The sequence below is a fragment of the Pseudomonas sp. SIMBA_041 genome (assembly GCF_046535095.1).
Classification (GTDB): domain Bacteria; phylum Pseudomonadota; class Gammaproteobacteria; order Pseudomonadales; family Pseudomonadaceae; genus Aquipseudomonas; species Aquipseudomonas mucoides.
Genome location: NZ_JAWRXJ010000007.1, coordinates 362,680 through 386,338, shown reverse-complemented (window position 1 = coordinate 386,338; position 23,659 = coordinate 362,680). Strand labels below are relative to the sequence as shown.

Below are 23,659 nucleotides of genomic sequence, written 5' to 3'. Positions count from 1 at the left end.
CGCCGTCGAGCACGTTGTTGTCGGCGTTGCCGGTCAAGGTGTTGTTCAGGCTGTTGCCGGTGAGGTTGAATGCGCCGGTGCCCAGCAGCAGAATATTCTCGACGTTCTGCAGATTGCTCACGCCCAGGTTGATGGCGTTGCCTTGGTCTGCGTTGTAGACCACGTACAGCGAGTCATTGCCTTCCCCGGCGTTTTCCTGAATCCGCGTCAGTTCGCCGACCTGGTCGAGCGCGTAGGCATCGTTGCCCTTGCCACCGCTCATGGTGTCCAGACCCAGACCGCCGTTGAGCTGGTTGTCGCCATCGTTGCCGATCAACACGTTGTTCCGGGCGTTGCCGATAGCATTGATGTTGTCGGTGCCAGTCAGGGTCAGGTTTTCCAGGTTGGCACTCAGGGTGTAAGTGACCGAGGCGAAAACGCTGTCGATTTCGAAATTCACTTCACTGGTTTCGCTGATGACATCGCCGACGTTGTCGACGATATAGGTGTCGTCGCCGCGACCGCCCGCCATGAAGTCGGCACCCACGCCACCGTCCAGGATGTTGTCTTCGTTGTTGCCGGTGATACGGTTGTTCAGGGCGTTGCCTGTACCGTTGATGTCACCGACGCCCAGCAGGTTCAGGTTTTCAACGTTGGCACCCAGGGTGTAGCTGAGCGTGGCGTTGACGGTATCGATTTCCGAGGTTGAAGTGCCGCGCTCGATCACCACGTCACCGACGTTGTCGACGTAGTAGGTGTCGTTGCCGGCGCCGCCGTCCAGGGTGTCGGCGCCGGTGCCGCCGTCGAGCACGTTGTTGTCGGCGTTGCCGGTCAGGGCGTTGTTCAGGCTGTTGCCCGTCAGGTTGAATGACCCGCTGCCCTGCACAATGATGTTTTCGACGTTCTGCAGATTACCGAGCAGGTCGACATAGCTGCTGAACAGCCTCGGGTCGCCGGCGTTGTAGCCAATGTAGAGCGTGTCGATCCCCTCGTTCGCATTTTCCTGAACACGGGCCAGTTCTCCCACCTGGTCGATACCGTAGTCATCGTTACCCTTGCCACCGATCAGTGTGTCCAGTCCGGCGCCACCGTTGAGCTGATTGTCGCCATCATTGCCAATCAGCACGTTGTTCTGGGTGTTGCCGACGCCGTTGATGTTGGCGGTGCCGGTGAGGGTGAGGTTTTCCAGGTTGGCGCCGAGCACATAGGTGACCGAGGAGCGCACGGTGTCGATTTCGCCGGCGACAGTACTGGTTTCACTGACGACGTCGCCAATGTTATCGACGACATAGGTGTCGTTGCCTGTGCCGCCTGCCATGAAGTCGGCGCCCAGGCCGCCGTCTATCAGGTTGTCGCCACTGTTGCCGATCATGCCGTTGTTCAAGGCGTTGCCGGTCACGCTGAATGCGCCGCTGCCCTGGATCAGGACGTCCTCGACGTTCTGCAGATTGCTCAAGCCGAGGTCGACCACATAATCCTGTGCGGTCGCGTTGTAGGTGACGTACAGCGAGTCTCTGCCTTCTCCGGCGTTTTCCTGAACCAGCGCCAGTTCACCGGACTGATCCAGGATGTAACCGTCATCACCCTTGCCGCCGATCATCGTGTCCAGACCGCCGCCACCGCTCAACTGGTTGTCGGCATCGTTGCCCGTCAGCACGTTGTTCTGGCTGTTGCCGAACGCGTTGATGGGGCCGGTGTTCGTGCCGACGAGCGTCAGGTTTTCCAGGTTTGCACCCAGCGTGAATGTCACGGAGGAGCGCACAGTGTCGATTTCACTGACCAGGGTACTGGTTTCCACCACCACGTCGCCGACATTGTCGACCAGGTAAGTGTCGTTACCCGTCCCTCCCGCCAGGTAGTCGCCGCCGGCGCCACCATCGAGGATGTTGTCGCCGGCATTCCCGGTGATCACGTTGTTCAGGATGTTGCCGGTGCCGTTGAGATTGGCCGAGCCCAGCAGGGTCAGGTATTCGACATTGGCGCCCAGGGTGTAGTCGATAGAGGCGGCGACTGCGTCGATTTCCGAGGTGGACGCGCCCCGTTCGATGACCACGTCACCGACGTTGTCGACGTAGTAGCTGTCGTTGCCAGCCCCGCCGTCCATGATGTCGGCACCGGCCATGCCGTTGAGAATGTTCGCGCCCGCGTTACCGGTCAGGAGGTTGTTCAGATCGTTACCGGTAAGGTCGACCTGGGCAGTACCTACCAGTTGGCCGTTCTCGATATTGGCGCCCAGCGCATACCCGATGGAGCTCTGGACCAGGTCGATGCCTTCGTTGGCGGCTTCGACCACCGAATCCGCAACGTCGTCCACGACATAGGTGTCGTTACCGAGTCCGCCGATCATCGTGTCGGCGCCAGCGCCCCCATCAAGGGTGTCGTTGCCCAGTCCACCGTCAAGCGTGTTGGACGAGCCGTTGCCGGTCAGGGCGTTGTTCAGGTCGTTGCCGACCGCCGAAAAGGCGCCGGTGCCCAACAGCAATACGTTCTCGACGTTCTGCAGATTGCTCACGCGCAGATCGACAAGATTGTCCTGGGCGGTTGCGTTGTAGATGACATGCAGGGTGTCGCTGCCTTCATTGGCGTTTTCCACGACCAGCGTCAATTCGCCCGCTTGATCCACCGCATAGGCATCGTTGCCCTTGCCACCGATCATGGTGTCCAGCCCTAAGCCACCATTCAACTGGTTGTCGCCATCATTGCCTGTGAGCACGTTGTTCTGTGCGTTACCAATGGCGTTGACGCTGGCATTGCCGGTCAGGATGAGGTTTTCCAGGTTCGCGCCCAGCATGAACGTCGCCGACGAGCGAACGGTGTCGATTTCGCTGACCAGAGTGCTGGTCTCGATGACGACGTCGTTCACATTGTCGACGATGTAGGTGTCGTTGCCAGCGCCACCAATCAGGGTGTCAGCGCCGGCATCGCCATCAAGAACGTTGTTGCCGGCGTTACCCGTGATCACGTTGTTCGAAGCGTTGCCGGTCCCGTTGAGGTTGCCGCTAGTGAGCAACGTGAGGTTTTCCACGTTGGGGCTGAAGGTGAGGTTGTAGCTGACCGTCGAAATTACCGAGTCGATTTCCGTGGCGGACGTACCGGTTTCAACGACCACATCATTTTTATTGTCGACGTAGTAAGTATCGTTACCCGCGCCACCGTACATGGTATCCGCGCCTTCGCGGCCATCCAGGACGTTGTCCAGGGCATTGCCTTTCAAAATATCGTTGAACGTCGAGCCAATAGCGTTTTCGATCTTCGTACCGTAAGCAATCGCAAGACCGCTGTTGAAGATGTAAGTGGTCCCGCTGGTGCTGTTCTCAAAGTAGACACCGATGGAACTGAACGCGCCCTCGTTCAAGTCGAGGTTGACCGAATTCAGCTGGTTGCTGGCGTCAATCGTATCGGTACCGCCGGAGTCCCAGATGGTTTCGAATACCTTCTGGTAGCTCTCCCAACGATAAACGTTGTCACCGGATTGCCACTGGGTATTGGCCCCATACAGTGCCTGGATCGCGAGAATGTCCAGAAGCATCGGCGTTGTAGGCTGATACGAGTAGTTATTGTTGTAGCTCATCACGGTGAAGCGGACATCGTCCAGCGACGGGTCCAGGATCGTGGTGTTCAGCGAGTTGGGCGAGAAGGGGTGTTTAAGTCCGATGGCATGACCGATCTCGTGGATATAGGTCATGTAATCGTAGGAGCCATTGATCGGGAACTCATTGGCTGGGTCGCCGATCCAGACATCCCCGCCCTTGGGCGTATTGGACGGTGTGTAGGCCCAGGCAGCGGCCTGATCCTTCATCAGCGCATAGCCGCCAAAGCGCAGGTCTCCGACGTTCGAGATATCGTCGGTGGTCTGGGTGAATTTGATATTGGCGACCGCACTCCAAGAGCTCAGCGCTCTGATAATGCCGCCACGCTGGTCCTGCGACAGCTCATACATTGCCAGGTATTCATTGTCGGCACTGTAGTTGGTAGCAAAGTAGGAATTGCTGCCCGAGATGAAGCTGTAGCTCAGGTTCGTCGACCCTCCAACGGTCCAGCTCGAACCTAGCCAGTAAGTTCCGGAGAGCAGACTGTCTACGGGTTTGACGCCAGTCAACGAAGAATAAAAGCTTAAGGTGGAACCAGTCGGAGTGGGCATGCGAAATTCCTGAGTGCGCTGCGGCCCTTCCTGGATGCGGCCGCTACAAAAGTACAATTCTGCACCAGAATCGGTACGGTTGACATCATCTGGCCACTACTTTTCTGTTGCTGACGTCAAGTAATTGGCCTGGAGAACTGTATCGGCGAGTGGCGTAGAATCCTGAAGCCATGTTCAATGCCTTCTGTCCAATACAGGCCATCGATTTCCCATGACCGTTACAAACCCCGCCCTGATCCGCGAAACCTTCCCCGTCGGCCCGTTGCAGTGCAACTGCACCATCATCGGCGACCCGATCACTAAAAAGGCGATCGTCGTCGACCCGGGCGGCAATCATGAATTGATTCTGGCGCGCCTCGATGCCTTGGGCTTGAAGGTGGTCAGCATCATCCATACCCACGCGCACCTGGATCACTTCCTGGCCTCCGGTCAGCTCAAGGAGAAAACCGGCGCGACGTTGCACCTGCACAAAGAAGATCAGTTTCTCTGGGACAACCTGGAAATGCAGTGCCAGATGTTCGGAGTGCCTTATACGCCGGTTCCGTCGCCGGATCGCTGGTTGGCCGATGACGAAGAACTGGCTTGCGGTTGCGGTGTGGCGATCCACACACCGGGGCATACGCCAGGTTCCATGAGCTTCTGGTTTTCAGAGGCTAAGCTGCTGATTGCCGGTGATACGCTGTTTCGACGCGGGGTAGGGCGCACGGATTTGTGGGGCGGCGATCAGGCGACCATCGTGCGGTCGATCAAGCAGCGGCTGTATACCCTCGACGAAGAAGCGACCGTGGTCACCGGGCATGGTCCGGACACGCGTCTGGGCGATGAAATGCGCGAGAACCCGTTCGTGCGGGCCTGATTTGTAACACAGGGAATTTTTGACCGGCGCGACGATCCAACGCCCGCAAAGGTCCAATGCTTAAGTCCGTTGCACCACAGAATGCAAAAAGTAGGAGCTCTTAATGTTCACCATGCGTCCTTTGATTATTGTCGCTACCGCAGTGGCCTTGCTGTCGGGCTGTGCTTCGCCCAACCCTTACAATGGCCAGCCTCAGGGGCAGGCTGATACTGGCTCCGAAGGCATGAGCAAAACCGCTAAATACGGCGGCCTCGGTGCCTTGGCGGGTGCCTTGGCCGGTGCCGCGATCAACCACGATAACCGTGGCAAGGGCGCGCTGATCGGCGCTGCGGTGGTGGGTGCTTCCGCCGCCGGTTACGGTTACTACGCCGACCAGCAAGAGAAAAAACTGCGCGCCAGCATGGCCAACACCGGGGTTGAAGTGCAGCGCCAGGGCGATCAGATCAAACTGATCATGCCGGGCAACATCACGTTCGCCACCGATTCGGCGAACATCGCCCCAAGCTTCTATCAGCCGTTGAACAACCTGGCGGGCTCGCTCAAGGAGTTCAACCAGAACCAGATCGAGATCGTCGGCTACACCGACAGCACCGGCGCGCGTCAGCACAACATGGACCTGTCCCAGCGTCGTGCACAGAGCGTGGCGACTTACCTGACGTCGCAAGGCGTGAGCGGTGCCAATCTCTCGGCTCGCGGTGCCGGCCCGGATAATCCGATTGCCAGCAACGGTGATGCCAATGGTCGGGCACAGAACCGTCGCGTTGAAGTCAACTTGAAAGCGATTCCGGGTCAGCAGTATCCTCAGTAATAACCGTTTTACCTTTACCAACCTGACTGAACCCCAGGCGTAAAAAAAGAGCCCGCCCGATCCTCAACAGATCGGGCGGGCTTTTTTGTGTGATTTGTTCCGACGATGAGGCCAGTGCTGACAACCCAAACATCAGCAACAAAAAAGCCCCCGGACAATCACTCGTCCGAGGGCTTTTGTATTGCGCTAAACCTGATTACTTCTTCAGGCCGTAATGCTCATCAAGCATGCCCGGCGCGTTCGGGGATTTTGGTGCGTAATCGCGAGGCGGCTCCTGGTTGCGCGGCGGCGTCAGGCGTTCACGCGGGGCCGTTGCCGCATCGGCGTGCAAGGAGGCCAGCAAGCGCTGGCGAGTTTGCTCGTCCAGGGCCAGGCGGTTGGCGCCCTCGGCGAGGTGATCCTGCACTTCCTGATAGCTCTGAGTCAGCTTCTTGACCAGGGTGGCCGTGCTGTTGAAGTGGGTTACCACCTCATTCTGATAATTGTCGAAACGTTCCTGAATGTCATCCAGCTGACGTTGCGTGCTGCTCGGCGCGGCATTTGGCACCAGGCGAGCGATCAGGAATCCAATGGCGACACCCACAACCAGGGCAAGAGTCGGTAACAACCAAACTAAGAGCGAGTGTTCCACGAGTCCTTCCTCTATAAACGGCTTTGCTTTACGTTAACGGCTCGAACCTGCGCTGTATACCGCGATTCACTCGCAATAGATTGGCACAGACAAATTGCTAGACGAGTCGACCCGATTCGAGGTCACGGAGTTCCTTCCTTGCTTATGCGCGAAACCCCTGTAGTGATTGATGGCCCGGTGGGTCAACTGGAAGCCCTTTACCTCGATAATGAGCAGCCACGCGGCATTGCGCTGATCTGCCATCCGAACCCGGTGCAGGGCGGCACCATGCTCAACAAAGTGGTGTCGACCCTGCAGCGCACCGCGCGTGATGCCGGTTTGATTACCTTGCGGTTCAACTACCGTGGCGTCGGTGCCAGCGAAGGCGCCCACGACATGGGCACCGGCGAAGTCGACGATGCCGAGGCGGTGGCCGAATGGCTGCGGGCCAAACATCCAGATTTGCCACTGACCCTGTTCGGTTTCTCCTTCGGCGGTTTTGTTGCCGCCAGTCTCGGCGGACGCCTGGAAGCCAAGGGCGAACAGCTGAAACATGTGTTCATGGTAGCGCCCGCTGTCATGCGCCTGGGCGATCAGGATCAACTGCCGCAACACGGCGAATTGACCCTGATCCAGCCGGAAACCGACGAAGTGATCGACCCGCAAGCCGTCTACGACTGGTCCGCGAAACTCGAGCGTCCCCATGAGCTGCTGAAAGTGGCAGAATGCGGACACTTTTTTCATGGCAAGCTGACCGATCTCAAGGATCTGATCCTGCCGCGTCTTTCGAATTGATTGCAGTCTGACAAGCGATTACCCATGACGACTCGTACCCGTATCCTCACCGGCATCACCACCACCGGCACGCCACACCTGGGCAACTACGCCGGCGCCATCCGCCCGGCGATCGTCGCCAGCCGTGACAGCAATGCCGATTCGTTCTACTTCCTGGCCGACTACCACGCCCTGATCAAATGCGATGACCCGCTGCGCATCCAGCGCTCGCGTCTGGAAATCGCCGCGACCTGGCTGGCCGGTGGCCTGGATGTGGACCGCGTGACGTTCTATCGCCAGTCCGACATCCCGGAAATCCCCGAGCTGACCTGGCTGCTGACCTGCGTCGCCGCCAAGGGCCTGCTCAACCGCGCCCACGCCTACAAGGCTTCGGTGGACAAGAACGTTGAGACCGGCGAAGACCCGGATGCAGGCATCACCATGGGCTTGTACAGCTATCCGGTGCTGATGGCCGCGGACATCCTGATGTTCAACGCGCACAAGGTGCCGGTCGGTCGCGATCAGATCCAGCACGTGGAAATGGCCCGCGACATCGGTCAGCGCTTCAACCATTTGTTCGGTCAGGGCAAAGAATTCTTCACCATGCCTGAAGCGCTGATTGAAGAAAGTGTTGCCACGCTGCCAGGCCTCGACGGTCGCAAAATGTCGAAGAGCTACGACAACACCATCCCGTTGTTCAGCAGCGCCAAAGAGATGAAGGACGCGATTTCGCGGATCGTCACCGATTCGCGCGCGCCGGGCGAAGCCAAAGACCCGGACAATTCGCACCTGTTCACACTGTTCCAGGCATTTGCCACCCCGGCGCAGTCCAACGAGTTCCGCAGCGAACTGTTGCAGGGCCTGGGTTGGGGCGAAGCGAAGAATCGTCTGTTCCAGTTGCTGGACAGCGAACTGGGCGAGTCCCGCGAGCGTTATCACCAGTTGATCGAACGCCCGGCGGACCTGGAAGACATGCTGCAAGTCGGCGCCAAGAAGGCCCGTGCCGTGGCGACACCGTTCCTTCACGAACTGCGTGAAGCGGTCGGCCTGCGTTCTTTCGTGGCGCAGACTCAAGTCGCGGCCACTACCAAGAAAAAAGCCGCGAAAGCAGCACGTTTTGTCAGCTTCCGTGAAGACGACGGCAGTTTCCGCTTCCGTCTGCTGGCGGCCGATGGCGAGCAACTGCTGTTGTCGCGCAACTTTGCCGACGGCAAAACCGCTGGGCAAGTGACCAAGCAACTGCAAGCGGGCCAGCCTCTGGACCTGCGCAGCGAAGACCTGAGCTTCAGTGTCTGGCTGGAAGGCGAGTGTGTGGCAGACAGCCCGGCATTCGCCGACAGCGCCGCGCGTGACGGCGCCATCGACGCCCTGCGCGTTGCGTTGACGCCGGTTCAGGAATAAAACAGCGGCTCGACCCGACCAAGGGCCGATTGCCATTCCCCCGGGCCGTCGCTACAGTGACGGCCCGTTTTTGTTGCCTTGCTAACGAATTATGACGCCCCTAGAACGATATCAAGCTGATCTGAAGCGCCCGGAATTCTTCCATGACGCCGCGCAGGAAACTGCTGTGCGCCATTTGCAGCGCCTGTACGACGATCTGGTCGCGGCCTCGCAGAGCAAGCCGGGCCTGTTTGGCAAACTGTTTGGCAAGAAAGAGCAGGCGCCGGTCAAGGGCCTGTACTTCTGGGGTGGCGTGGGTCGCGGCAAGACTTACCTGGTCGACACCTTCTTCGAAGCGCTGCCGTTCAAGGAAAAGACCCGGACTCACTTCCACCGCTTCATGAAGCGCGTGCACGAGGAGATGAAGACCCTCGGTGGCGAGAAAAACCCGCTAACCATCATCGCCAAGCGTTTCTCCGACGAGTCGCGCGTGATCTGCTTCGATGAGTTTTTCGTCTCCGACATCACCGACGCCATGATTCTTGGCACGCTGATGGAAGAGCTGTTCAAGAACGGCGTGACCTTGGTCGCGACCTCGAACATCGTGCCGGACGGCCTGTACAAGGACGGCCTGCAACGCGCGCGCTTCCTGCCGGCCATCGCGCTGATCAAGCAGAACACCGACATCGTCAACGTCGACAGCGGCGTCGATTACCGTCTGCGTCATCTTGAACAAGCGGAACTGTTCCACTTTCCGTTGGACGAAGCCGCTCAGGAAAGCCTGCGCAAGAGCTTCCGCGCACTGACGCCGGAATGCACCGCCGCGGTCGAAAATGACGTGCTGATGATCGAGAATCGCGCCATCCGCGCGGTACGTACGTGTGATGACGTGGCCTGGTTCGACTTCCGCGAACTGTGCGACGGCCCACGCAGCCAGAACGATTACATCGAACTGGGCAAGATCTTCCACGCCGTGCTGCTCAGCGGTGTCGAGCAGATGAGCGTCACCACGGATGACATCGCCCGTCGCTTTATCAACATGGTCGACGAGTTCTATGACCGTAACGTCAAGCTGATCATTTCAGCCGAAGTCGAGCTCAAAGACCTCTACACCGGCGGTCGCCTGAACTTTGAGTTCCAGCGCACGCTCAGCCGTCTGCTGGAAATGCAGTCGCACGAATTCCTGTCCCGGGCGCACAAGCCGTAGGACGATTCGGACACAAAAAAAGGGCCTGCATTTGCAGGCCCTTTTTTATGCCTTGAGCAGACCTTGACTCCAGCGCGGACCCTGTGGGAGTGAGCTTGCTCGCGATGGCGGTTTCACATTCAACATTGATGTCGACTGACACACCGCAATCGCGAGCAAGCTCGCTCCCACATTGGATATGTGTTGGATTTGAGTATTACGCCGCCTGCTGAAACTGCTGCCGATACTGGTTCGGCGACAGTTCCGTGTGCTGGCGGAACAGCCGCGCGAAGAAGCTTGCATCATCGTAACCGACCTCATAACTGATGGTCTTGATGCTCTTGCGGCTGCCGGACAGCAGCCCCTTGGCGGTTTCGATGCGCAGGCGTTGCAGGTAATGCAGCGGCTTGTCGCCGGTCGCGGTCTGGAAGCGGCGCATGAAGTTGCGGATGCTCATGCCGTGTTCGCGGGCGACGTCTTCGAAGCGGAATTTGTCGGCGAAGTGCTCTTCGAGCCAGTGCTGGATCTGCAGGATGATCACGTCCTGATGCAGCTTCTGGCCGCCAAAACCAATCCGTCCCGGGGAATAGCTGCGCTGGACTTCGTAGAGGATATCCCGCGCCACGGCCTGCGATACGTTGGCGCCGCAGAAGCGCTCGATCAGATAGATGTAGAGATCGCAGGCCGAGGTGGTACCGCCGGCGCAATACAGGTTGTCGGCGTCGGTCAGGTGCTTGTCCTGATTCAGCTGAACCTGCGGGTAGCGCTCGGCGAACGCGTTGAAGAAGCGCCAGTACGTGGTCGCTTCCTTGCCATTGAGCAGGCCGGCCTCGGCGAGCCAGAACACCCCTGTCGCTTCGCCGCACAGCACCGCACCGCGGGCATGTTGCTCGCGCAGCCACGGGAAGACCTGCGGATAACGTTTGCAGAGCGTCTCGAAGTCGTCCCAGAAGGCGGGGAGGATGATGATGTCGGCGTTTTCCAGGCCGCCGTCTACCGGGATGATCACGTCGCTGAAGCTGTTCACTGGCTTGCCGTCGGGGCTGACCAACCGGGTTTCAAATGCCGGTGTCAGGCCCTGGCCCAGCTGTTTTCCATAGCGCAGGCTGGCCAGATGGAAGAAATCTTTGGCTTGCAGGAGGGTGGAAGCGAAAACCCGGTCGATCGCCAGGATGCTGACGCGCCGCAGGGGCGTGGAGACGTGCTTAGACATAATTCAACTTTATTTTTATAAGGGAAAGTGGTCATCAAACGGCTGGATCGTCTTATTTTTTGTCTGATGTGTCCAGTGTCCTGTGTCGGAGGTGAGGCTTAGTCTCTGAAGGGCCATTCCTCTAACAATAACGACAGGTGCCGCATGATCCCCAGAACCTTGTTCAGTTCCGAGCACGAACTTTTCCGCGACAGCGTGCGTACATTCCTCGAAAAAGAGGCCGTTCCGTTCCATGCACAGTGGGAAAAACAAGGCTATATCGACCGAAAACTCTGGAGCAAGGCCGGGGAGGCGGGGATGTTGTGTTCGCATCTGCCGGAGGAATACGGCGGGTTGGGCGCGGACTTTTTGTACAGCGCGGTGGTGATCGAAGAGGTCGGGCGCCTGGGGCTGACCGGGATCGGTTTCTCCCTGCATTCGGACATTGTGGCGCCTTACATCCTGCATTACGGCAGTGAGGCGTTGAAGCACAAATACCTGCCGAAACTGGTGTCCGGCGAGATGGTCACGGCGATCGCCATGACCGAGCCGGGGGCCGGTTCCGACCTGCAAGGGGTGAAGACCACGGCGGTGCTGGATGGCGACGAGTACATCATCAACGGTTCGAAAACCTTCATCACCAACGGCTTTCTGGCGGACCTGGTGATTGTCGTGGCCAAGACCGATCCGAAGGCCGGCGCCAAGGGCACTAGTCTGTTTCTGGTCGAGGCCGGCACCCCCGGCTTCGACAAGGGCAAGCGCCTGGAAAAGGTCGGGATGAAGGCGCAGGACACGTCGGAATTGTTCTTTCAGGACGTTCGGGTGCCCAAGGAAAACCTGTTGGGGCAGGCCGGGATGGGCTTCGCTTACCTGATGCAGGAATTGCCGCAAGAACGCCTCACCGTGGCCATCGGCGGGCTGGCGTCGGCTGAGGCTGCGTTGCAATGGACGCTGGACTACACCCGCGAACGCAAGGCGTTCGGCAAGGCGATTGCCGATTTCCAGAACACGCGCTTCAAGCTGGCGGAGATGGCCACCGAGATTCAGATTGGCCGAGTCTTCGTCGATCGCTGTCTGGAGTTGCACCTGCAAGGCAAGCTGGACGTGCCGACGGCGGCGATGGCCAAGTATTGGGGCACGGACCTGCAATGCAAGGTACTCGACGAGTGCGTGCAGTTGCATGGTGGCTACGGCTTTATGTGGGAATACCCGATTGCCCGGGCGTGGGCGGATGCGCGGGTGCAGCGGATTTATGCGGGGACCAATGAAATCATGAAGGAGATTATTGCGCGTTCGCTTTGATCTGCATTGACTGAACTGACGCCATCGCGGGCAAGCCTCGCTCCCACAGGAATAACCGAACCTGTGTGAGCGGCGCTTGCCCGCGATTGGTTTTAAGGATCAATCAAGGTGCAGGGTTCGGGTGATCCTTGTGAATCGCCTCAATCCCCTCCAGCACTTCATCCGACAGTTTCAAATCGAAGCTGGCGATGTTGCTCTCCAGTTGCTCCATCGTCGTCGCACCAATGATGTTGCTGGTGACGAACGGTTGCTGGGTCACGAATGCCAATGCCATTTGCGCCGGGTCCAGGCCGTGTTCACGGGCCAGTGCCACGTAACGGCTGCACGCTGCTTCCGATTGTGGGTTGAAATAGCGGCTGAAGCGACTGTAGAGGCTCAGGCGGCCTTTTGGTGGGCGAGCGCCACCTTCGTACTTGCCCGACAGGAAACCGAACGCCAGCGGCGAATAAGCGAGCAAGCCACATTGTTCGCGAATGGCAATTTCTGCCAGGCCGACTTCGAAGCTGCGGTTGAGCAGGTTGTACGGGTTCTGGATCGACACGGCGCGCGGCCAGCCACGGGCTTCGGCCAGGGCGAGGAAGCGCATGGTGCCCCATGGTGTTTCATTGGACAGGCCGATGTGGCGGATCTTGCCGGCCTTGACCTGCTCGTCCAGCGCTTCGAGGGTGTCTTCCAGCGGCGTGAGGTTGGCTTCGCTCTTGTGCTTGTAGCCCAGCTGTCCGAAAAAATTGGTGCTGCGTTCCGGCCAGTGCAGTTGATAGAGGTCGATGTAGTCGGTTTGCAGGCGTTTCAGGCTCGCGTCCACGGCTTCGGTGATGTGCTGGCGGTTGTGGCGCAGGTTTTTATCACGGATGTAATCGATGGTATTGCCGGGGCCGGCGATCTTGCTGGCGAGGATCCAGTCGGCGCGATCGCCGCGACTTTTGAAGTAATTGCCGATGTAGCGCTCGGTGGTGGCGTAGGTTTCGGCCTTGGGTGGCACCGGGTACATCTCGGCAGTGTCGATGAAATTGATCCCGGCACTTTTGGCCCGTTCAATCTGCGCGAAGGCTTCAGCCTCGCTGTTTTGCTCGCCCCAGGTCATGGTTCCGAGGCAGATGGCGCTCACATTCAGATTGGTTCTGCCTAGCTGGCGATAGTCCATCGGGTACTCCTTGGGCAAAACAATCATAAAAGCAGGTTGAATTATTTTTCGCAATCTGCATAATTGCGCACCTCTTTCTGCAGTGGAAGTGATGCGCCGCCGCCGAAGAATCTTGCCGTTGAACGGACGCGCCGACCCGAGCCCCCGAAAGCGTCTGTATCCGGCTGCCTTTGACTTGTCAAAGTACGCACTATTCAGTAAGATCCGCCGTCTAATTTACAGGGCGGCCCCTGAGGCTATAAAGAATGAAAACTTTTACTGCTAAACCGGAAACAGTACAGCGCGACTGGTTTGTCGTCGACGCTGCAGGTCAGACCCTGGGTCGTCTGGCCACCGAAATCGCGAGCCGTCTGCGTGGCAAGCATAAAGCTGAGTACACTCCTCACGTTGACACCGGCGATTACATCGTCGTTATCAATGCCGAGCAGATTCGTGTAACCGGTGCTAAAACCACCGACAAAATCTACTACTCCCACTCCGGTTTCCCGGGCGGCATCAAGTCGATCAACTTCGAAAAGCTGATCGCTAAAGCCCCTGAGCGCGTGATCGAGACCGCGGTCAAAGGCATGCTGCCTAAGAACCCGCTGGGTCGCGACATGTATCGTAAGCTGAAAGTCTATGCGGGCGCTGTACACCCTCATACTGCTCAGCAGCCCCAAGAACTGAAGTTTTAACGGAATAGTTCATTATGTCGGCGACTCAAAATTACGGCACTGGCCGTCGCAAGACCGCAACCGCACGCGTTTTCCTGCGTCCGGGTACTGGTAACATCTCCATCAACAACCGTTCGCTGGATAATTTCTTCGGCCGCGAAACTGCCCGCATGGTAGTTCGTCAGCCGCTGGAATTGACTGAGACTGTCGAGAAGTTCGACATCTACGTCACCGTGATCGGCGGTGGTGTAAGTGGTCAAGCTGGCGCAATCCGCCACGGTATCACTCGCGCACTGATGCAGTACGACGAAACCCTGCGTGGCGCTCTGCGCAAAGCTGGCTTCGTTACTCGCGATGCTCGTGAAGTTGAACGTAAGAAAGTCGGTCTGCGTAAAGCGCGTAAGCGTCCGCAGTACTCGAAGCGTTAATTCGCTTTCACGTTCAAAAAAGAACGCCCAGTCTCCTCACGGAGCTGGGCGTTTTTTTATGTGTGCGATTTATCAAAGAATTGCGCTGTGACAACTTGCCACAGCCGTAGAGCCCCTATACTGCAAGGCTTGGCAGTGGAGCCCTTGGGTAATTACCTTGTCAGAATTGGGGCTTTTCATTACCATTCGGCAAAATTTTTATAAGTACATAGATTTACTTAGTAGATGCCTGATTTAACAGGCCACAAAAGCTGATGGGAGAGGACTGAATGAGCAATGACGGCGTGAATGCAGGCCGGCGTCGCTTCTTGGTAGCAGCCACATCCGTGGTGGGTGCTGCAGGAGCGGTGGGGGCTGCGGTCCCGTTCGTGGGGTCATGGTTTCCCAGTGCCAAGGCGAAAGCCGCAGGTGCACCGGTGAAAGTGAATGTCAGCAAAATCGAGCCAGGCCAGCAGATGATTGCTGAGTGGCGCGGCCAGCCGGTATTCATTGTCCGCCGTACTACGGAAATCCTGGGGAATCTGAAAAAGATCGAGGGCCAGTTGTCTGACCCGACCTCCAAGAACTCGACACAACCGACTTATGTCGACCCGGAAACGCGTTCGATCAAGCCAGAAGTACTGCTGCTGATCGGTATCTGCACACACCTGGGTTGCTCGCCGACCTTCCGTCCCGAAGTGGCACCTGCTGATCTGGGCAAGGACTGGGTAGGCGGTTATTTCTGCCCGTGCCACGGTTCCCACTACGATCTGGCTGGCCGCGTCTACAAGTCGCAACCTGCGCCTTTGAACCTGCCAGTTCCCCCGCATTCCTATGAGACCGACGACATCATTGTCATCGGCGTCGATACGGAGAAAGCGTGATGAGCAAGTTCATGGATTGGGTTGATGCGCGCTTTCCCGCGACCAAAATGTGGGAAGACCATCTCAGCAAGTACTACGCCCCGAAGAACTTCAACTTCTTCTATTTCTTTGGCTCCCTGGCACTGCTCGTTCTGGTTAACCAGATCGTCACCGGTGTCTGGCTGACCATGAGCTACACCCCGTCGGCAGAAGAGGCGTTTGCTTCCGTCGAATACATCATGCGCGACGTCGAGTACGGCTCGATCCTGCGTCTGCTGCACTCCACTGGCGCCTCGGCGTTCTTTATCGTGGTGTATCTGCACATGTTCCGTGGCCTGCTCTACGGTTCGTACCAGAAGCCGCGTGAGCTGGTGTGGGTCTTCGGCATGCTGATCTACCTGGCGCTGATGGCTGAAGCCTTCATGGGTTACCTGCTGCCATGGGGCCAGATGTCCTACTGGGGTGCCCAGGTGATCATCTCGCTGTTCGGTGCGATCCCGGTCATCGGTAACGACCTGACCCAGTGGATCCGTGGTGACTACCTGATTTCCGGTATTACCCTGAACCGCTTCTTCGCCCTGCACGTTGTTGCGTTGCCGATCGTGATCCTCGGTCTGGTGGTGCTGCACGTTCTGGCGTTGCACGAAGTCGGTTCGAACAATCCGGACGGCGTCGACATCAAGAAACACAAGGACGAAAACGGCGTACCGCTGGACGGCATTGCCTTCCACCCGTACTACACCGTGAAAGATATCGTCGGCGTGGTGGTGTTCCTGTTCATCTTCTGCTCGATCGTGTTCTTCTTCCCGGAAATGGGTGGTTACTTCCTCGAGAAACCGAACTTCGAAGTGGCGAACGCCTTCAAGACCCCAGAGCACATCGCTCCGGTCTGGTACTTCACTCCGTTCTACGCGATTTTGCGGGCCATCCCGGACAAGCTCATGGGTGTTATTGCCATGGGTGCGTCGATCGCCATGCTGTTCGTCCTGCCGTGGCTGGACCGTAGCCCCGTCAAGTCGATGCGCTACAAAGGCTGGCTGAGCAGGATCTGGCTGTGGGTGTTCTGCATTTCGTTCGTGATCCTTGGCGTGCTGGGCGTGTTGGCCCCGACTCCTGAGCGGACGTTGCTGTCGCAGGTCTGTACCTTCCTGTACTTCGCCTACTTCATTCTGATGCCGTTCTACACCAGGCTCGAGAAGACCAAACCGGTTCCGGAAAGGGTGACTGGCTGATGAAAAAGTTATTTTTTGCGCTGATTTTTGCTGCTTTGCCTGTCCTGTCCTTCGCGGCTGAACATGGTGGTCCTGAGCTGGAAAAGGTCGACATCGACGTTTCCGACAAGGCTGCCATGCAAGATGGTGCACGTACCTTTGCCAACTATTGCATGGGCTGCCACAGCGCCAAGTTCCAGCGCTACGAGCGCGTTGCGGATGACCTGGGCATTCCCCATGAGCTGATGCTCTCGAACCTGGTATTCACCGGCGCCAAGATTGGCGACCACATGAGCATCGGCATGCAGCCGGCAGACGCCAAGGCCTGGTTCGGCGCGGCTCCGCCTGATCTGACGCTGGTGGCTCGTGTTCGCGGTACTGACTGGCTCTATGGCTACCTGAAGTCGTTCTACGAAGATCCGTCGCGTCCATGGGGCGTGAACAACAAGGTTTTCCCGAACGTCGGTATGCCTAACGTCCTGGCGGGCCTGCAAGGTCGTCAGATCATCGGTTGCAAGCAGGTTCAGATCGTCGAAGACGGCAAGAAGCAGTTTGACCCGCTGACCGGTACGCCTTTGACGCATGAAGCCTGTGATCAAATGACCATCGTGCCGAAAACGGGAGCCCTGACCGAAGAGCAGTTCGATGAGAAGGTCAAGAATCTGGTAACCTTCCTGGCTTACTCGGCTAACCCGGTTAAGTTGCAACATCAGCGCATTGGTACTTACGTCTTGCTGTACCTGGCGTTCTTCTTCGTGTTCGCTTATCTGCTCAAGCGCGAATACTGGAAAGATGTGCACTGATAAAGATTCAAGCAGTTGCTGTTAATCGCGCGCGCCCAAGGGCGCCTCTGAAGGTGTAACGAGTCTGGTGATCCAGGCGTTACGGGAGGCGTCCTCTGGGCGCGCTCGTTTTTCCGCTTTCGATAATTTCAACAAGCGAGGAGGACCGCCATGGGCGTGACCAATCGGTTGGCCTGTTACTCCGACCCCGCCGACCACTATTCCCACCGAGTGCGTATCGTACTTGCAGAGAAGGGTGTCAGCGCCGAGATCATTTACGTGGAAGCTGGTCGCCAGCCGCCTAAACTGATTGAGGTGAACCCTTACGGAAGCCTGCCCACCCTGGTCGATCGTGACCTGGCGTTGTGGGAGTCGACCGTGGTGATGGAATATCTGGATGAGCGTTACCCGCACCCGCCCTTGCTGCCGGTTTATCCTGTGGCGCGTGCAAACAGCCGTCTGCTGATTCATCGTATTCAGCGCGACTGGTGTGGCCTGGTGGATCTGATCCTGGATTCGAAGACCAAGGAAGCAGCCCGCGTCGTCGCTCGTAAAGAGCTGCGCGAGAGCCTGACGGGCGTGTCGCCGCTGTTCGCCGACAAGCCGTTTTTCCTCAGTGAGGAACAAAGTCTGGTGGACTGCTGCCTATTACCAATACTCTGGCGCTTGCCGATTTTGGGTATTGAACTGCCGCGGCCTGCCAAGCCGCTGCTTGATTATATGGAGCGCTCGTTTGCGCGTGAGGCTTTCCAGGCAAGTCTGTCTGGTGTCGAACGCGATATGCGCTAAGGCTTAAGGAGCCGCTATGAACTCCAGTCGACCTTATCTGGTCCGCGCGCTCTACGAGTGGATTGTGGACAACGATTGCACCCCGCACATGCTGGTCAATTCGGAATACCCATCGGTGCAGGTGCCTCAGGGCTTTGCCAGTGACGGTCAAATCGTCTTGAACGTGTCGCCACAAGCCGTGCGGCATTTGCACATGGACAACGAGGCGGTCAGCTTCGAAGGGCGCTTCGGCGGTGTGCCACACACCCTGTACGTGCCTATCGCCTCGATCCTGGGGATTTACGCCCGGGAGAACGGTCAGGGCATGGTGTTCGATCTGGAATCGCCTATGGAAGACGAAGAAGAGATTGAGCCGGATGATGATATTCCGCCACCCGACAGCGAGCCGCCGCGTCCCAGCGGTCGACCCAGTTTGAAAGTGGTGAAGTAATAAAAAAGGCGATCCGGATGGATCGCCTTTTTTATTACTTCCGTAGGAGCCGAGCTGGCTCGCGATGGCGATTCAAAGACGCCATCGCCGGCAAGCCGTGCTCCTGCAGGTGGGAATCAGTCGATGTACTCAAACAGCTTCACAATCTTCTGCACGCCGGAAACGCCTTGTACCAGGTTGGTCGCTTGAGCAGCTTCCTGTTTGGTCAGCAGGCCCAGCAAGTAGACGATGCCGTTTTCGGTCACCACCTTGATGCGCGAGCCGGGGATGTTGGCGTCTGCGAGCATCTGGGTCTTGATCTTGGTGGTCAGCCAGGCGTCGTTCTGGCGTGCCAGCAGCGAGGAGGGCGGCAGGATCTGCAATTCGTTGTGCACGGTTTTTACCCGCTGCACAGCGGCTGCGGCCTGCTCGGCCTTGGCCTTGAGGTCTTCGCGAGGCGTCTGCCCGGCGAGCAGCACCACACCATTGAAGCTGGTAACGACAATGTGCGAATCCTTGTCCAGGGCCGGGTCGGCCTTGGCCACGTTGACGCCGACTTTGGTATCGATCAGGGAGTCGTCGATCTTGCTGCCGAAGGTGCGTGTGCCACGGTCATCTTCAATCGGCGCTTCACGGCTGGCGTTAACCACCGAGGTGCAGCCGCTGATGCCGATCAGGCACAGGGTCAAGGCCATCAGGCCTAGGCGATTAGAGGTCATTCTTCACTCCCGAACAGTTGGCTGTCGATCAGATCGCAAAGGCAATGGATCGCCAGCAGGTGGACTTCCTGAATACGTGCGGTGACATTGGCCGGTACGCGAATCTCGACATCCTCGGGCAATAGCAGTGACGCCATGCCGCCGCCATCGCGACCGGTCAATGCTACGACAATCATTTCGCGATCATGTGCGGCCTGGATCGCCTGAATTATGTTTGCCGAGTTGCCGCTGGTGGAAATCGCCAGCAATACATCGCCTGGCTGGCCGAGGGCGCGGATCTGTTTGGAGAAGATTTCGTTGTAGCTGTAGTCGTTGGCAATCGAGGTGATCGTCGAGCTGTCGGTGGTCAGCGCGATGGCTGGCAGGCTCGGGCGCTCACGTTCGAAGCGGTTGAGCAGCTCTGACGAAAAGTGCTGGGCGTCGCCAGCGGAGCCGCCGTTGCCGCAGGAAAGCATTTTGCCCTCATTGAGCAGGGCGTTGACCATCACTTGGCTGGCTTGCTCGATGTGCGGTGCAAGTACGTCCATCGCCATTTGCTTGGTGTCGATACTGGCCTGAAAAAGCTGGCGAATTCGGGATTGCATGTCCATCTGTGTGACCTTAATTAGCGCGGCTACTCGGCACATGAATGTGCAGCCCGCAAAGCAAAGAGCAAAAGTGTTGGGTGTAGGTGTCCGGTTCGGGGCGCAAGCGATCAGCTGTCGAAGGCATTCTGAATCCAGTTCAACTGATCAAGATTGCTGTCGATGGCAACCACGTCGAAGCGGCAAGGGGAATTGGCCCAACGCGACTCGCGCTGAAGAAAATACTGCGCGGCGAAAATCAGTTTCTGCCGTTTGCGCTCATCGATGCTATCGAGCGCGCCACCCCATTGGGTATTTTTTCTGTAGCGGACTTCAACGAATACTACTGTATCGCCATCAAGCATGACCAGATCAAGCTCGCCGCGTTTACACAACCAGTTCTGCGCCAGCAGGCGCAGACCGTGTTGTTGAAGATGCTCGAGCGCATGGCGCTCGGCATCTTGACCGCTTTGCTGGCGTGACCTGTCAGGCATCAGTTCGGGGTGTCAGGCAGGCGTTGAACCTGGCCGTTGACGAACTGGGCCCAAGGCAACTGGCGCACGACGCGTTGGTTCTGGGTCATGCCCAGGCTGCCCGACTGGCCCGAGATGCGGCTGTCCGGCAAGGCCTTGAGTTGCCCCAGGCGTGGCGCCAGACGGTAGGCATCGACGCCCATGGCATACAGGCGACCGAGGCTGCCGCCGGCTTGTGGCCATTGTGCTGTCACTTGTTTGCGCAGTGGATCATTGGCATCCAGCAACCACGGGGTTTCGCAGAAGCGAATACCGTTCATGTCGTTGTACTGATTGACGTCACCGCTGGCACTGAACACGTGGGAGGTGGCGTAAACCGGCACATCGCCTGCGTACTGGAAGTTCAGGGTCGGTTTGATCTGCTGGGCCTGTTGCGGAGTGGCGGCCAGGAAGATGAACTCGATGTCCTGGCGACGTGAAGGCTGGGCAGCGACCTGCGAGCCTACGGTGCTTTGCAGGCTTTTCGCGCGGCCTTCGCTCTGGCGCAGCTGGAACATGTCAGCAATCTGCTGGGCCAGTTGAACCGGTTGGTCGACGCGTTCGGTGGCGACGATGCTGCCACCGTTGGCCTGCCAGTCCTGGCTGAAGGCGCGGAGTACACGATCGCCCCATTCGCCTTTTGGCACCATGATCGCGGCGCGATGCAGGCCATCGGCACGAGCGCGGCGAGACACTTCGCGGGCTTCGTCTTCAGCCGCCAGGCCAAACTGGAACAGTTGGGCCGGGCCTTGTTCGCCTTCGCTGTAGTTCAGTGCCAAGGTTGTGATTGGCAGTTGCGGACGCGAGCTAAGCTGTTTGACCAGCGGCTTCTCCAGCGGGCCAACCACCAGTTGCACGCCATCGGCCTGGGCCTTGCGGTAGAACTCGTCCATCGACGTCAGCTTCGAGCTGTCATAGAACTCGATGGCCGGTGGCTTCTGCCCGGCTTGTTGTGCCTGGTAGTGAGCCGCCATGAAACCTTCGCGCAATGCTTTGCCGACCGAGGCCAGCGGGCCGTCCTGTGGCAGTAGCAGGGCGATCTTGCTCAGGGGCTGGCTGGCCAGTTCCTTGAGGTTGGTCAGTGCCTGCGGCAGATGAACGGCGGCAGGGTGTTTAGGGTTTTGCGCGCGCCAGTTATCAATCGCGGCTTGCTGTTGTTCCAGCGTACCGGCCGATTTCACGGCCAGCGCCAGGCCCATCCAGCCACCGAGGTCGTCGGAGGTGGTGGGTTGCAGTTGCTCGGTAGGCAGTGAGGCGATCAGGGTCCAGATCGCTTCGTGGTTTTTGCTGGCTGCTTCACCGCTCAACATCGGCGCGATGAAAATACGCTCCCGTGCGGCGGCGAGCGTCTGGCCATCGGCTTCAAGGGCGCGAGCGTGAACAGTACCCGTGCGAACCTGTTGCTCGACGGGCAATTCACTCAGGTGTTGCAGGCTCGGATGGCTCAAGGCAGTCAGTGCCGCTTTGGGCTGGTTGCGCACCATCGCCAGTTCCGCCGCCAGCGTGCTGGCGAAGACTTGTGGGCCAGGCTTGAGTTGCTCGACCGGAACCAACTGCAGGATTTGCGCGGACTGGCCGGCATTCCCTTGTCGGTAGGCTGCGTCCGCTGCGCTCAAGCGCAACAGGGCGGCTTTTTCCGGATCCTTGCTTTGATTCGCCTGCTCGAGCAGTTGCTCGATACTGGCATCCGGGGTCCGTGGAAGTTCGCCAAGGCTGGAGGAGGGCGAGCTGGCGCAAGCCGCCAGCAAGGCAGCGAGGCAGAGGGCAGTGAACAGCCGCAGGCAAGCGATCATGTAGTGTTCCTGATACTCGATCAAATTAGCGTGGAATTGTACCCAAGCACTGGCCGGGGCGCGATGTTACTGGCGTGAATCGATCAATTTAGCTCGTGTAAATGTTGCAGCACTGCACAAATGGCGGAAAAACCCGTCAAGGGCCAGACGTATCGCAAGCGCCGCTACGCGCTACAATGTCGCCTTTTACCGATCATGAGGTGTGCGCTTTGACTGCTCCAGGTGCTTTGAATTCCGCTGCTGGCTCGCTTTATGTGGTGGCGACGCCCATCGGCAACCTGGACGACATCAGTGCGCGTGCGCTGAAGATCCTGCGCGACGTCGCGTTGATTGCTGCCGAAGACACGCGTCACTCCCAGCGTTTGATGCAGCATTTCGGTATCCCGACACCGTTGGCCGCCTGTCACGAACACAACGAGCGGGATGAAGGTAGCCGCTTTATCACCCGCCTGCTGGCCGGTGACGATGTGGCGCTGATCTCCGACGCCGGTACGCCGCTGATTTCCGATCCCGGTTATCACCTGGTGCGTCAGGCCCGTGCTGCGGGGATCAATGTGGTGCCGGTGCCGGGAGCCTGCGCCTTGATCGCGGCGCTGTCGGCAGCGGGTTTGCCATCCGACCGGTTCATTTTTGAGGGTTTCCTGCCGGCCAAGGCTGTCGGTCGTCGCGCTCGTCTTGAACTGGTAAAGGAAGAACCACGCACGCTGATTTTCTACGAAGCCCCGCACCGCATCCTTGAATGCCTGCAAGACATGGAGCTGGTGTTCGGTGGTGAGCGTCAGGCGTTGCTGGCTCGGGAAATCACCAAAACCTTTGAAACCCTTAAAGGCCTGCCATTGGCCGAGTTGCGCGAGTTCGTCGAGTCGGACAGCAATCAGCAGCGCGGTGAGTGTGTGGTGCTGGTGGCTGGCTGGGCTGCGCCTGAGACCGAGGACGCCGTCAGCAGCGAAGCGATGCGCATCCTCAATTTGTTGTTAGAGGAGATGCCGCTCAAGCGTGCAGCGGCATTGGCGGCGCAAATCACCGGCGAGCGCAAGAATGTGCTGTATCAGGTCGCACTGGATAAACAGAAGGGCGAGTAAAACCCGATGTGCAGGAGGGGCCAAAGGCGTTTAGCGCTTGTTCTTCGGCCGCTCTGCCGTTAACCTTCGCGGCGGAGAGTCGATCGGACAGTCGCTGCCCTCTATGAAAATTAGGGGGGGGAGGAAAGTCCGGGCTCCATAGGGCGAAGTGCCAGGTAATGCCTGGGAGGCGTGAGCCTACGGAAAGTGCCACAGAAAATAACCGCCTAAGCGCTTCGGCGCCGGTAAGGGTGAAAAGGTGCGGTAAGAGCGCACCGCACGTCTGGCAACAGTTCGTGGCTAGGTAAACCCCACTTGGAGCAAGACCAAATAGGGTCCCAAGGCGTGGCCCGCGCTGGGACCGGGTAGGTTGCTAAAGATGTCCAGTGATGGCCATCGTAGACGAATGACTGTTCAAGACAGAACCCGGCTTACAGATCGACTCTCCACCTTTTTCCCCTCCCTGTTTGAATCGTTGAACAGGGCGCCAGTGATGGCAGTTTCCCTCCGTTCAGAATCATCAGC

22 protein-coding genes and 1 other RNA gene are annotated in these 23,659 nt (G+C 58.4%); 15 read left to right on the top strand and 8 right to left on the bottom strand.

The features are described 5' to 3' along the window. Positions 1-4,120 (bottom strand): matrixin family metalloprotease (locus SB725_RS19690; RefSeq protein WP_410922501.1); only part of this gene is annotated, 4,120 nt, incomplete at its 3' end. 211 nt (positions 4,121-4,331) lie between these two features. Here SB725_RS19690 and SB725_RS19685 point away from each other — a divergent pair. After that, a complete protein-coding gene (locus SB725_RS19685; protein WP_027922666.1) occupies positions 4,332-4,976 on the top strand; it encodes an MBL fold metallo-hydrolase in 645 nt (214 codons plus the stop codon). Between the two features lie 103 nt (positions 4,977-5,079). Further along, on the top strand, positions 5,080-5,784 hold the full coding sequence (locus tag SB725_RS19680; RefSeq protein WP_059182174.1) for an OmpA family protein: 705 nt from the start codon (positions 5,080-5,082) through the stop codon (positions 5,782-5,784). Positions 5,785-5,980: 196 nt separating this feature from the next. Here the strand turns inward: SB725_RS19680 and SB725_RS19675 are convergent, their stop codons facing one another. Continuing rightward, entirely contained in the window at positions 5,981-6,415 is a 435-nt protein-coding gene (locus SB725_RS19675) for a YhcB family protein (protein ID WP_027922668.1), read from the bottom strand. Between the two features lie 144 nt (positions 6,416-6,559). Here SB725_RS19675 and SB725_RS19670 point away from each other — a divergent pair, with 144 nt between their 5' ends. From SB725_RS19670 to zapE, 3 genes are all read left to right on the top strand, one after another. Then, complete coding sequence (locus SB725_RS19670) at positions 6,560-7,189, top strand: alpha/beta hydrolase (RefSeq protein ID WP_410922500.1); 630 nt, start codon at positions 6,560-6,562, stop codon at positions 7,187-7,189. A 24-nt stretch (positions 7,190-7,213) separates the two neighbouring features. Beyond that, positions 7,214-8,569 carry a tryptophan--tRNA ligase gene (locus SB725_RS19665; RefSeq protein WP_410922499.1) on the top strand — a complete coding sequence of 452 codons (1,356 nt, stop codon included), beginning with the start codon at positions 7,214-7,216 and terminating at the stop codon, positions 8,567-8,569. A gap of 91 nt (positions 8,570-8,660) precedes the next feature. Then, on the top strand, positions 8,661-9,755 hold the full coding sequence (zapE, locus tag SB725_RS19660; protein ID WP_027922671.1) for a cell division protein ZapE: 1,095 nt from the start codon (positions 8,661-8,663) through the stop codon (positions 9,753-9,755). Between the two features lie 196 nt (positions 9,756-9,951). Here the strand turns inward: zapE and SB725_RS19655 are convergent, their stop codons facing one another. Continuing rightward, entirely contained in the window at positions 9,952-10,848 is an 897-nt protein-coding gene (locus SB725_RS19655; RefSeq protein WP_172825971.1) for a GlxA family transcriptional regulator, read from the bottom strand. Positions 10,849-11,091: 243 nt separating this feature from the next. Between SB725_RS19655 and SB725_RS19650 the strand changes: the two genes are divergently transcribed. Then, complete coding sequence (locus tag SB725_RS19650; protein ID WP_410922498.1) at positions 11,092-12,228, top strand: acyl-CoA dehydrogenase family protein; 1,137 nt, start codon at positions 11,092-11,094, stop codon at positions 12,226-12,228. A gap of 103 nt (positions 12,229-12,331) precedes the next feature. On the opposite strand, the gene SB725_RS19645 is transcribed toward SB725_RS19650, so the two are convergent. Beyond that, positions 12,332-13,372, bottom strand: a complete 1,041-nt coding sequence (locus SB725_RS19645) for an NADP(H)-dependent aldo-keto reductase (protein WP_027922674.1) — start codon at positions 13,370-13,372, stop codon at positions 12,332-12,334. A 245-nt stretch (positions 13,373-13,617) separates the two neighbouring features. On the opposite strand from SB725_RS19645, the gene rplM reads away from it, so the two are divergent. From rplM to SB725_RS19610, 7 genes are all read left to right on the top strand, one after another. Next, complete coding sequence (rplM, locus tag SB725_RS19640) at positions 13,618-14,046, top strand: 50S ribosomal protein L13 (protein WP_007905295.1); 429 nt, start codon at positions 13,618-13,620, stop codon at positions 14,044-14,046. A gap of 14 nt (positions 14,047-14,060) precedes the next feature. Then, entirely contained in the window at positions 14,061-14,453 is a 393-nt protein-coding gene (rpsI, locus tag SB725_RS19635) for a 30S ribosomal protein S9 (RefSeq protein ID WP_002555064.1), read from the top strand. Positions 14,454-14,722: 269 nt separating this feature from the next. Further along, positions 14,723-15,316, top strand: a complete 594-nt coding sequence (gene petA, locus SB725_RS19630) for a ubiquinol-cytochrome c reductase iron-sulfur subunit (RefSeq protein ID WP_027922675.1) — start codon at positions 14,723-14,725, stop codon at positions 15,314-15,316. Further along, a complete protein-coding gene (locus SB725_RS19625) occupies positions 15,316-16,527 on the top strand; it encodes a cytochrome b (protein WP_027922676.1) in 1,212 nt (403 codons plus the stop codon). Before petA ends, SB725_RS19625 begins: the two co-directional genes overlap by 1 nt. Further along, positions 16,527-17,309, top strand: coding sequence for a cytochrome c1 (locus SB725_RS19620; RefSeq protein ID WP_027922677.1), 783 nt, complete (start codon positions 16,527-16,529; stop codon positions 17,307-17,309). The genes SB725_RS19625 and SB725_RS19620 overlap by 1 nt, the downstream gene beginning before the upstream one ends. Positions 17,310-17,459: 150 nt before the next feature. Further along, on the top strand, positions 17,460-18,077 hold the full coding sequence (locus tag SB725_RS19615; protein ID WP_027922678.1) for a glutathione S-transferase N-terminal domain-containing protein: 618 nt from the start codon (positions 17,460-17,462) through the stop codon (positions 18,075-18,077). Between the two features lie 16 nt (positions 18,078-18,093). Further along, on the top strand, positions 18,094-18,507 hold the full coding sequence (locus SB725_RS19610) for a ClpXP protease specificity-enhancing factor (protein WP_007943725.1): 414 nt from the start codon (positions 18,094-18,096) through the stop codon (positions 18,505-18,507). 116 nt (positions 18,508-18,623) lie between these two features. Here the strand turns inward: SB725_RS19610 and SB725_RS19605 are convergent, their stop codons facing one another. From SB725_RS19605 to SB725_RS19590, 4 genes are all read right to left on the bottom strand, one after another. Continuing rightward, entirely contained in the window at positions 18,624-19,205 is a 582-nt protein-coding gene (locus SB725_RS19605) for a BON domain-containing protein (RefSeq protein WP_410922497.1), read from the bottom strand. Continuing rightward, positions 19,202-19,795 carry a phosphoheptose isomerase gene (locus SB725_RS19600; protein ID WP_008025961.1) on the bottom strand — a complete coding sequence of 198 codons (594 nt, stop codon included), beginning with the start codon at positions 19,793-19,795 and terminating at the stop codon, positions 19,202-19,204. The genes SB725_RS19605 and SB725_RS19600 overlap by 4 nt, the downstream gene beginning before the upstream one ends. Before the next feature lie 104 nt (positions 19,796-19,899). Next, the gene (locus tag SB725_RS19595) at positions 19,900-20,262 is read right to left on the bottom strand and encodes a YraN family protein (RefSeq protein ID WP_081743924.1); all 363 of its coding nucleotides are present in this window, start codon (positions 20,260-20,262) and stop codon (positions 19,900-19,902) included. Further along, positions 20,262-22,073, bottom strand: a complete 1,812-nt coding sequence (locus SB725_RS19590; RefSeq protein WP_027922681.1) for a penicillin-binding protein activator — start codon at positions 22,071-22,073, stop codon at positions 20,262-20,264. The genes SB725_RS19595 and SB725_RS19590 overlap by 1 nt, the downstream gene beginning before the upstream one ends. A 176-nt stretch (positions 22,074-22,249) precedes the next feature. Here SB725_RS19590 and rsmI point away from each other — a divergent pair, with 176 nt between their 5' ends. Together rsmI and rnpB are read left to right on the top strand one after the other, a co-directional pair. Beyond that, positions 22,250-23,155, top strand: coding sequence for a 16S rRNA (cytidine(1402)-2'-O)-methyltransferase (gene rsmI, locus SB725_RS19585; protein ID WP_170219129.1), 906 nt, complete (start codon positions 22,250-22,252; stop codon positions 23,153-23,155). A gap of 75 nt (positions 23,156-23,230) precedes the next feature. Next, positions 23,231-23,584, top strand: an RNA gene (gene rnpB / locus SB725_RS19580) — RNase P RNA component class A. Positions 23,585-23,659 lie beyond the last annotated feature (75 nt).

Coding starts and splice junctions, on each gene's coding strand:
- SB725_RS19615 (WP_027922678.1), top strand. CDS start 17,460: ATGGGCGTGACCAATCGGTTGGCCTGTTACTCCGACCCCGCCGACCAC.
- SB725_RS19625 (WP_027922676.1), top strand. CDS start 15,316: ATGAGCAAGTTCATGGATTGGGTTGATGCGCGCTTTCCCGCGACCAAA.
- SB725_RS19665 (WP_410922499.1), top strand. CDS start 7,214: ATGACGACTCGTACCCGTATCCTCACCGGCATCACCACCACCGGCACG.
- rpsI (WP_002555064.1), top strand. CDS start 14,061: ATGTCGGCGACTCAAAATTACGGCACTGGCCGTCGCAAGACCGCAACC.
- SB725_RS19685 (WP_027922666.1), top strand. CDS start 4,332: ATGACCGTTACAAACCCCGCCCTGATCCGCGAAACCTTCCCCGTCGGC.
- SB725_RS19650 (WP_410922498.1), top strand. CDS start 11,092: ATGATCCCCAGAACCTTGTTCAGTTCCGAGCACGAACTTTTCCGCGAC.
- rsmI (WP_170219129.1), top strand. CDS start 22,250: ATGTCGCCTTTTACCGATCATGAGGTGTGCGCTTTGACTGCTCCAGGT.
- zapE (WP_027922671.1), top strand. CDS start 8,661: ATGACGCCCCTAGAACGATATCAAGCTGATCTGAAGCGCCCGGAATTC.
- petA (WP_027922675.1), top strand. CDS start 14,723: ATGAGCAATGACGGCGTGAATGCAGGCCGGCGTCGCTTCTTGGTAGCA.
- SB725_RS19670 (WP_410922500.1), top strand. CDS start 6,560: ATGCGCGAAACCCCTGTAGTGATTGATGGCCCGGTGGGTCAACTGGAA.
- SB725_RS19610 (WP_007943725.1), top strand. CDS start 18,094: ATGAACTCCAGTCGACCTTATCTGGTCCGCGCGCTCTACGAGTGGATT.
- rplM (WP_007905295.1), top strand. CDS start 13,618: ATGAAAACTTTTACTGCTAAACCGGAAACAGTACAGCGCGACTGGTTT.
- SB725_RS19680 (WP_059182174.1), top strand. CDS start 5,080: ATGTTCACCATGCGTCCTTTGATTATTGTCGCTACCGCAGTGGCCTTG.
- SB725_RS19645 (WP_027922674.1), bottom strand. CDS start 13,372: ATGGACTATCGCCAGCTAGGCAGAACCAATCTGAATGTGAGCGCCATC.
- SB725_RS19605 (WP_410922497.1), bottom strand. CDS start 19,205: ATGACCTCTAATCGCCTAGGCCTGATGGCCTTGACCCTGTGCCTGATC.
- SB725_RS19600 (WP_008025961.1), bottom strand. CDS start 19,795: ATGGACATGCAATCCCGAATTCGCCAGCTTTTTCAGGCCAGTATCGAC.
- SB725_RS19620 (WP_027922677.1), top strand. CDS start 16,527: ATGAAAAAGTTATTTTTTGCGCTGATTTTTGCTGCTTTGCCTGTCCTG.
- SB725_RS19590 (WP_027922681.1), bottom strand. CDS start 22,073: ATGATCGCTTGCCTGCGGCTGTTCACTGCCCTCTGCCTCGCTGCCTTG.
- SB725_RS19595 (WP_081743924.1), bottom strand. CDS start 20,262: ATGCCTGACAGGTCACGCCAGCAAAGCGGTCAAGATGCCGAGCGCCAT.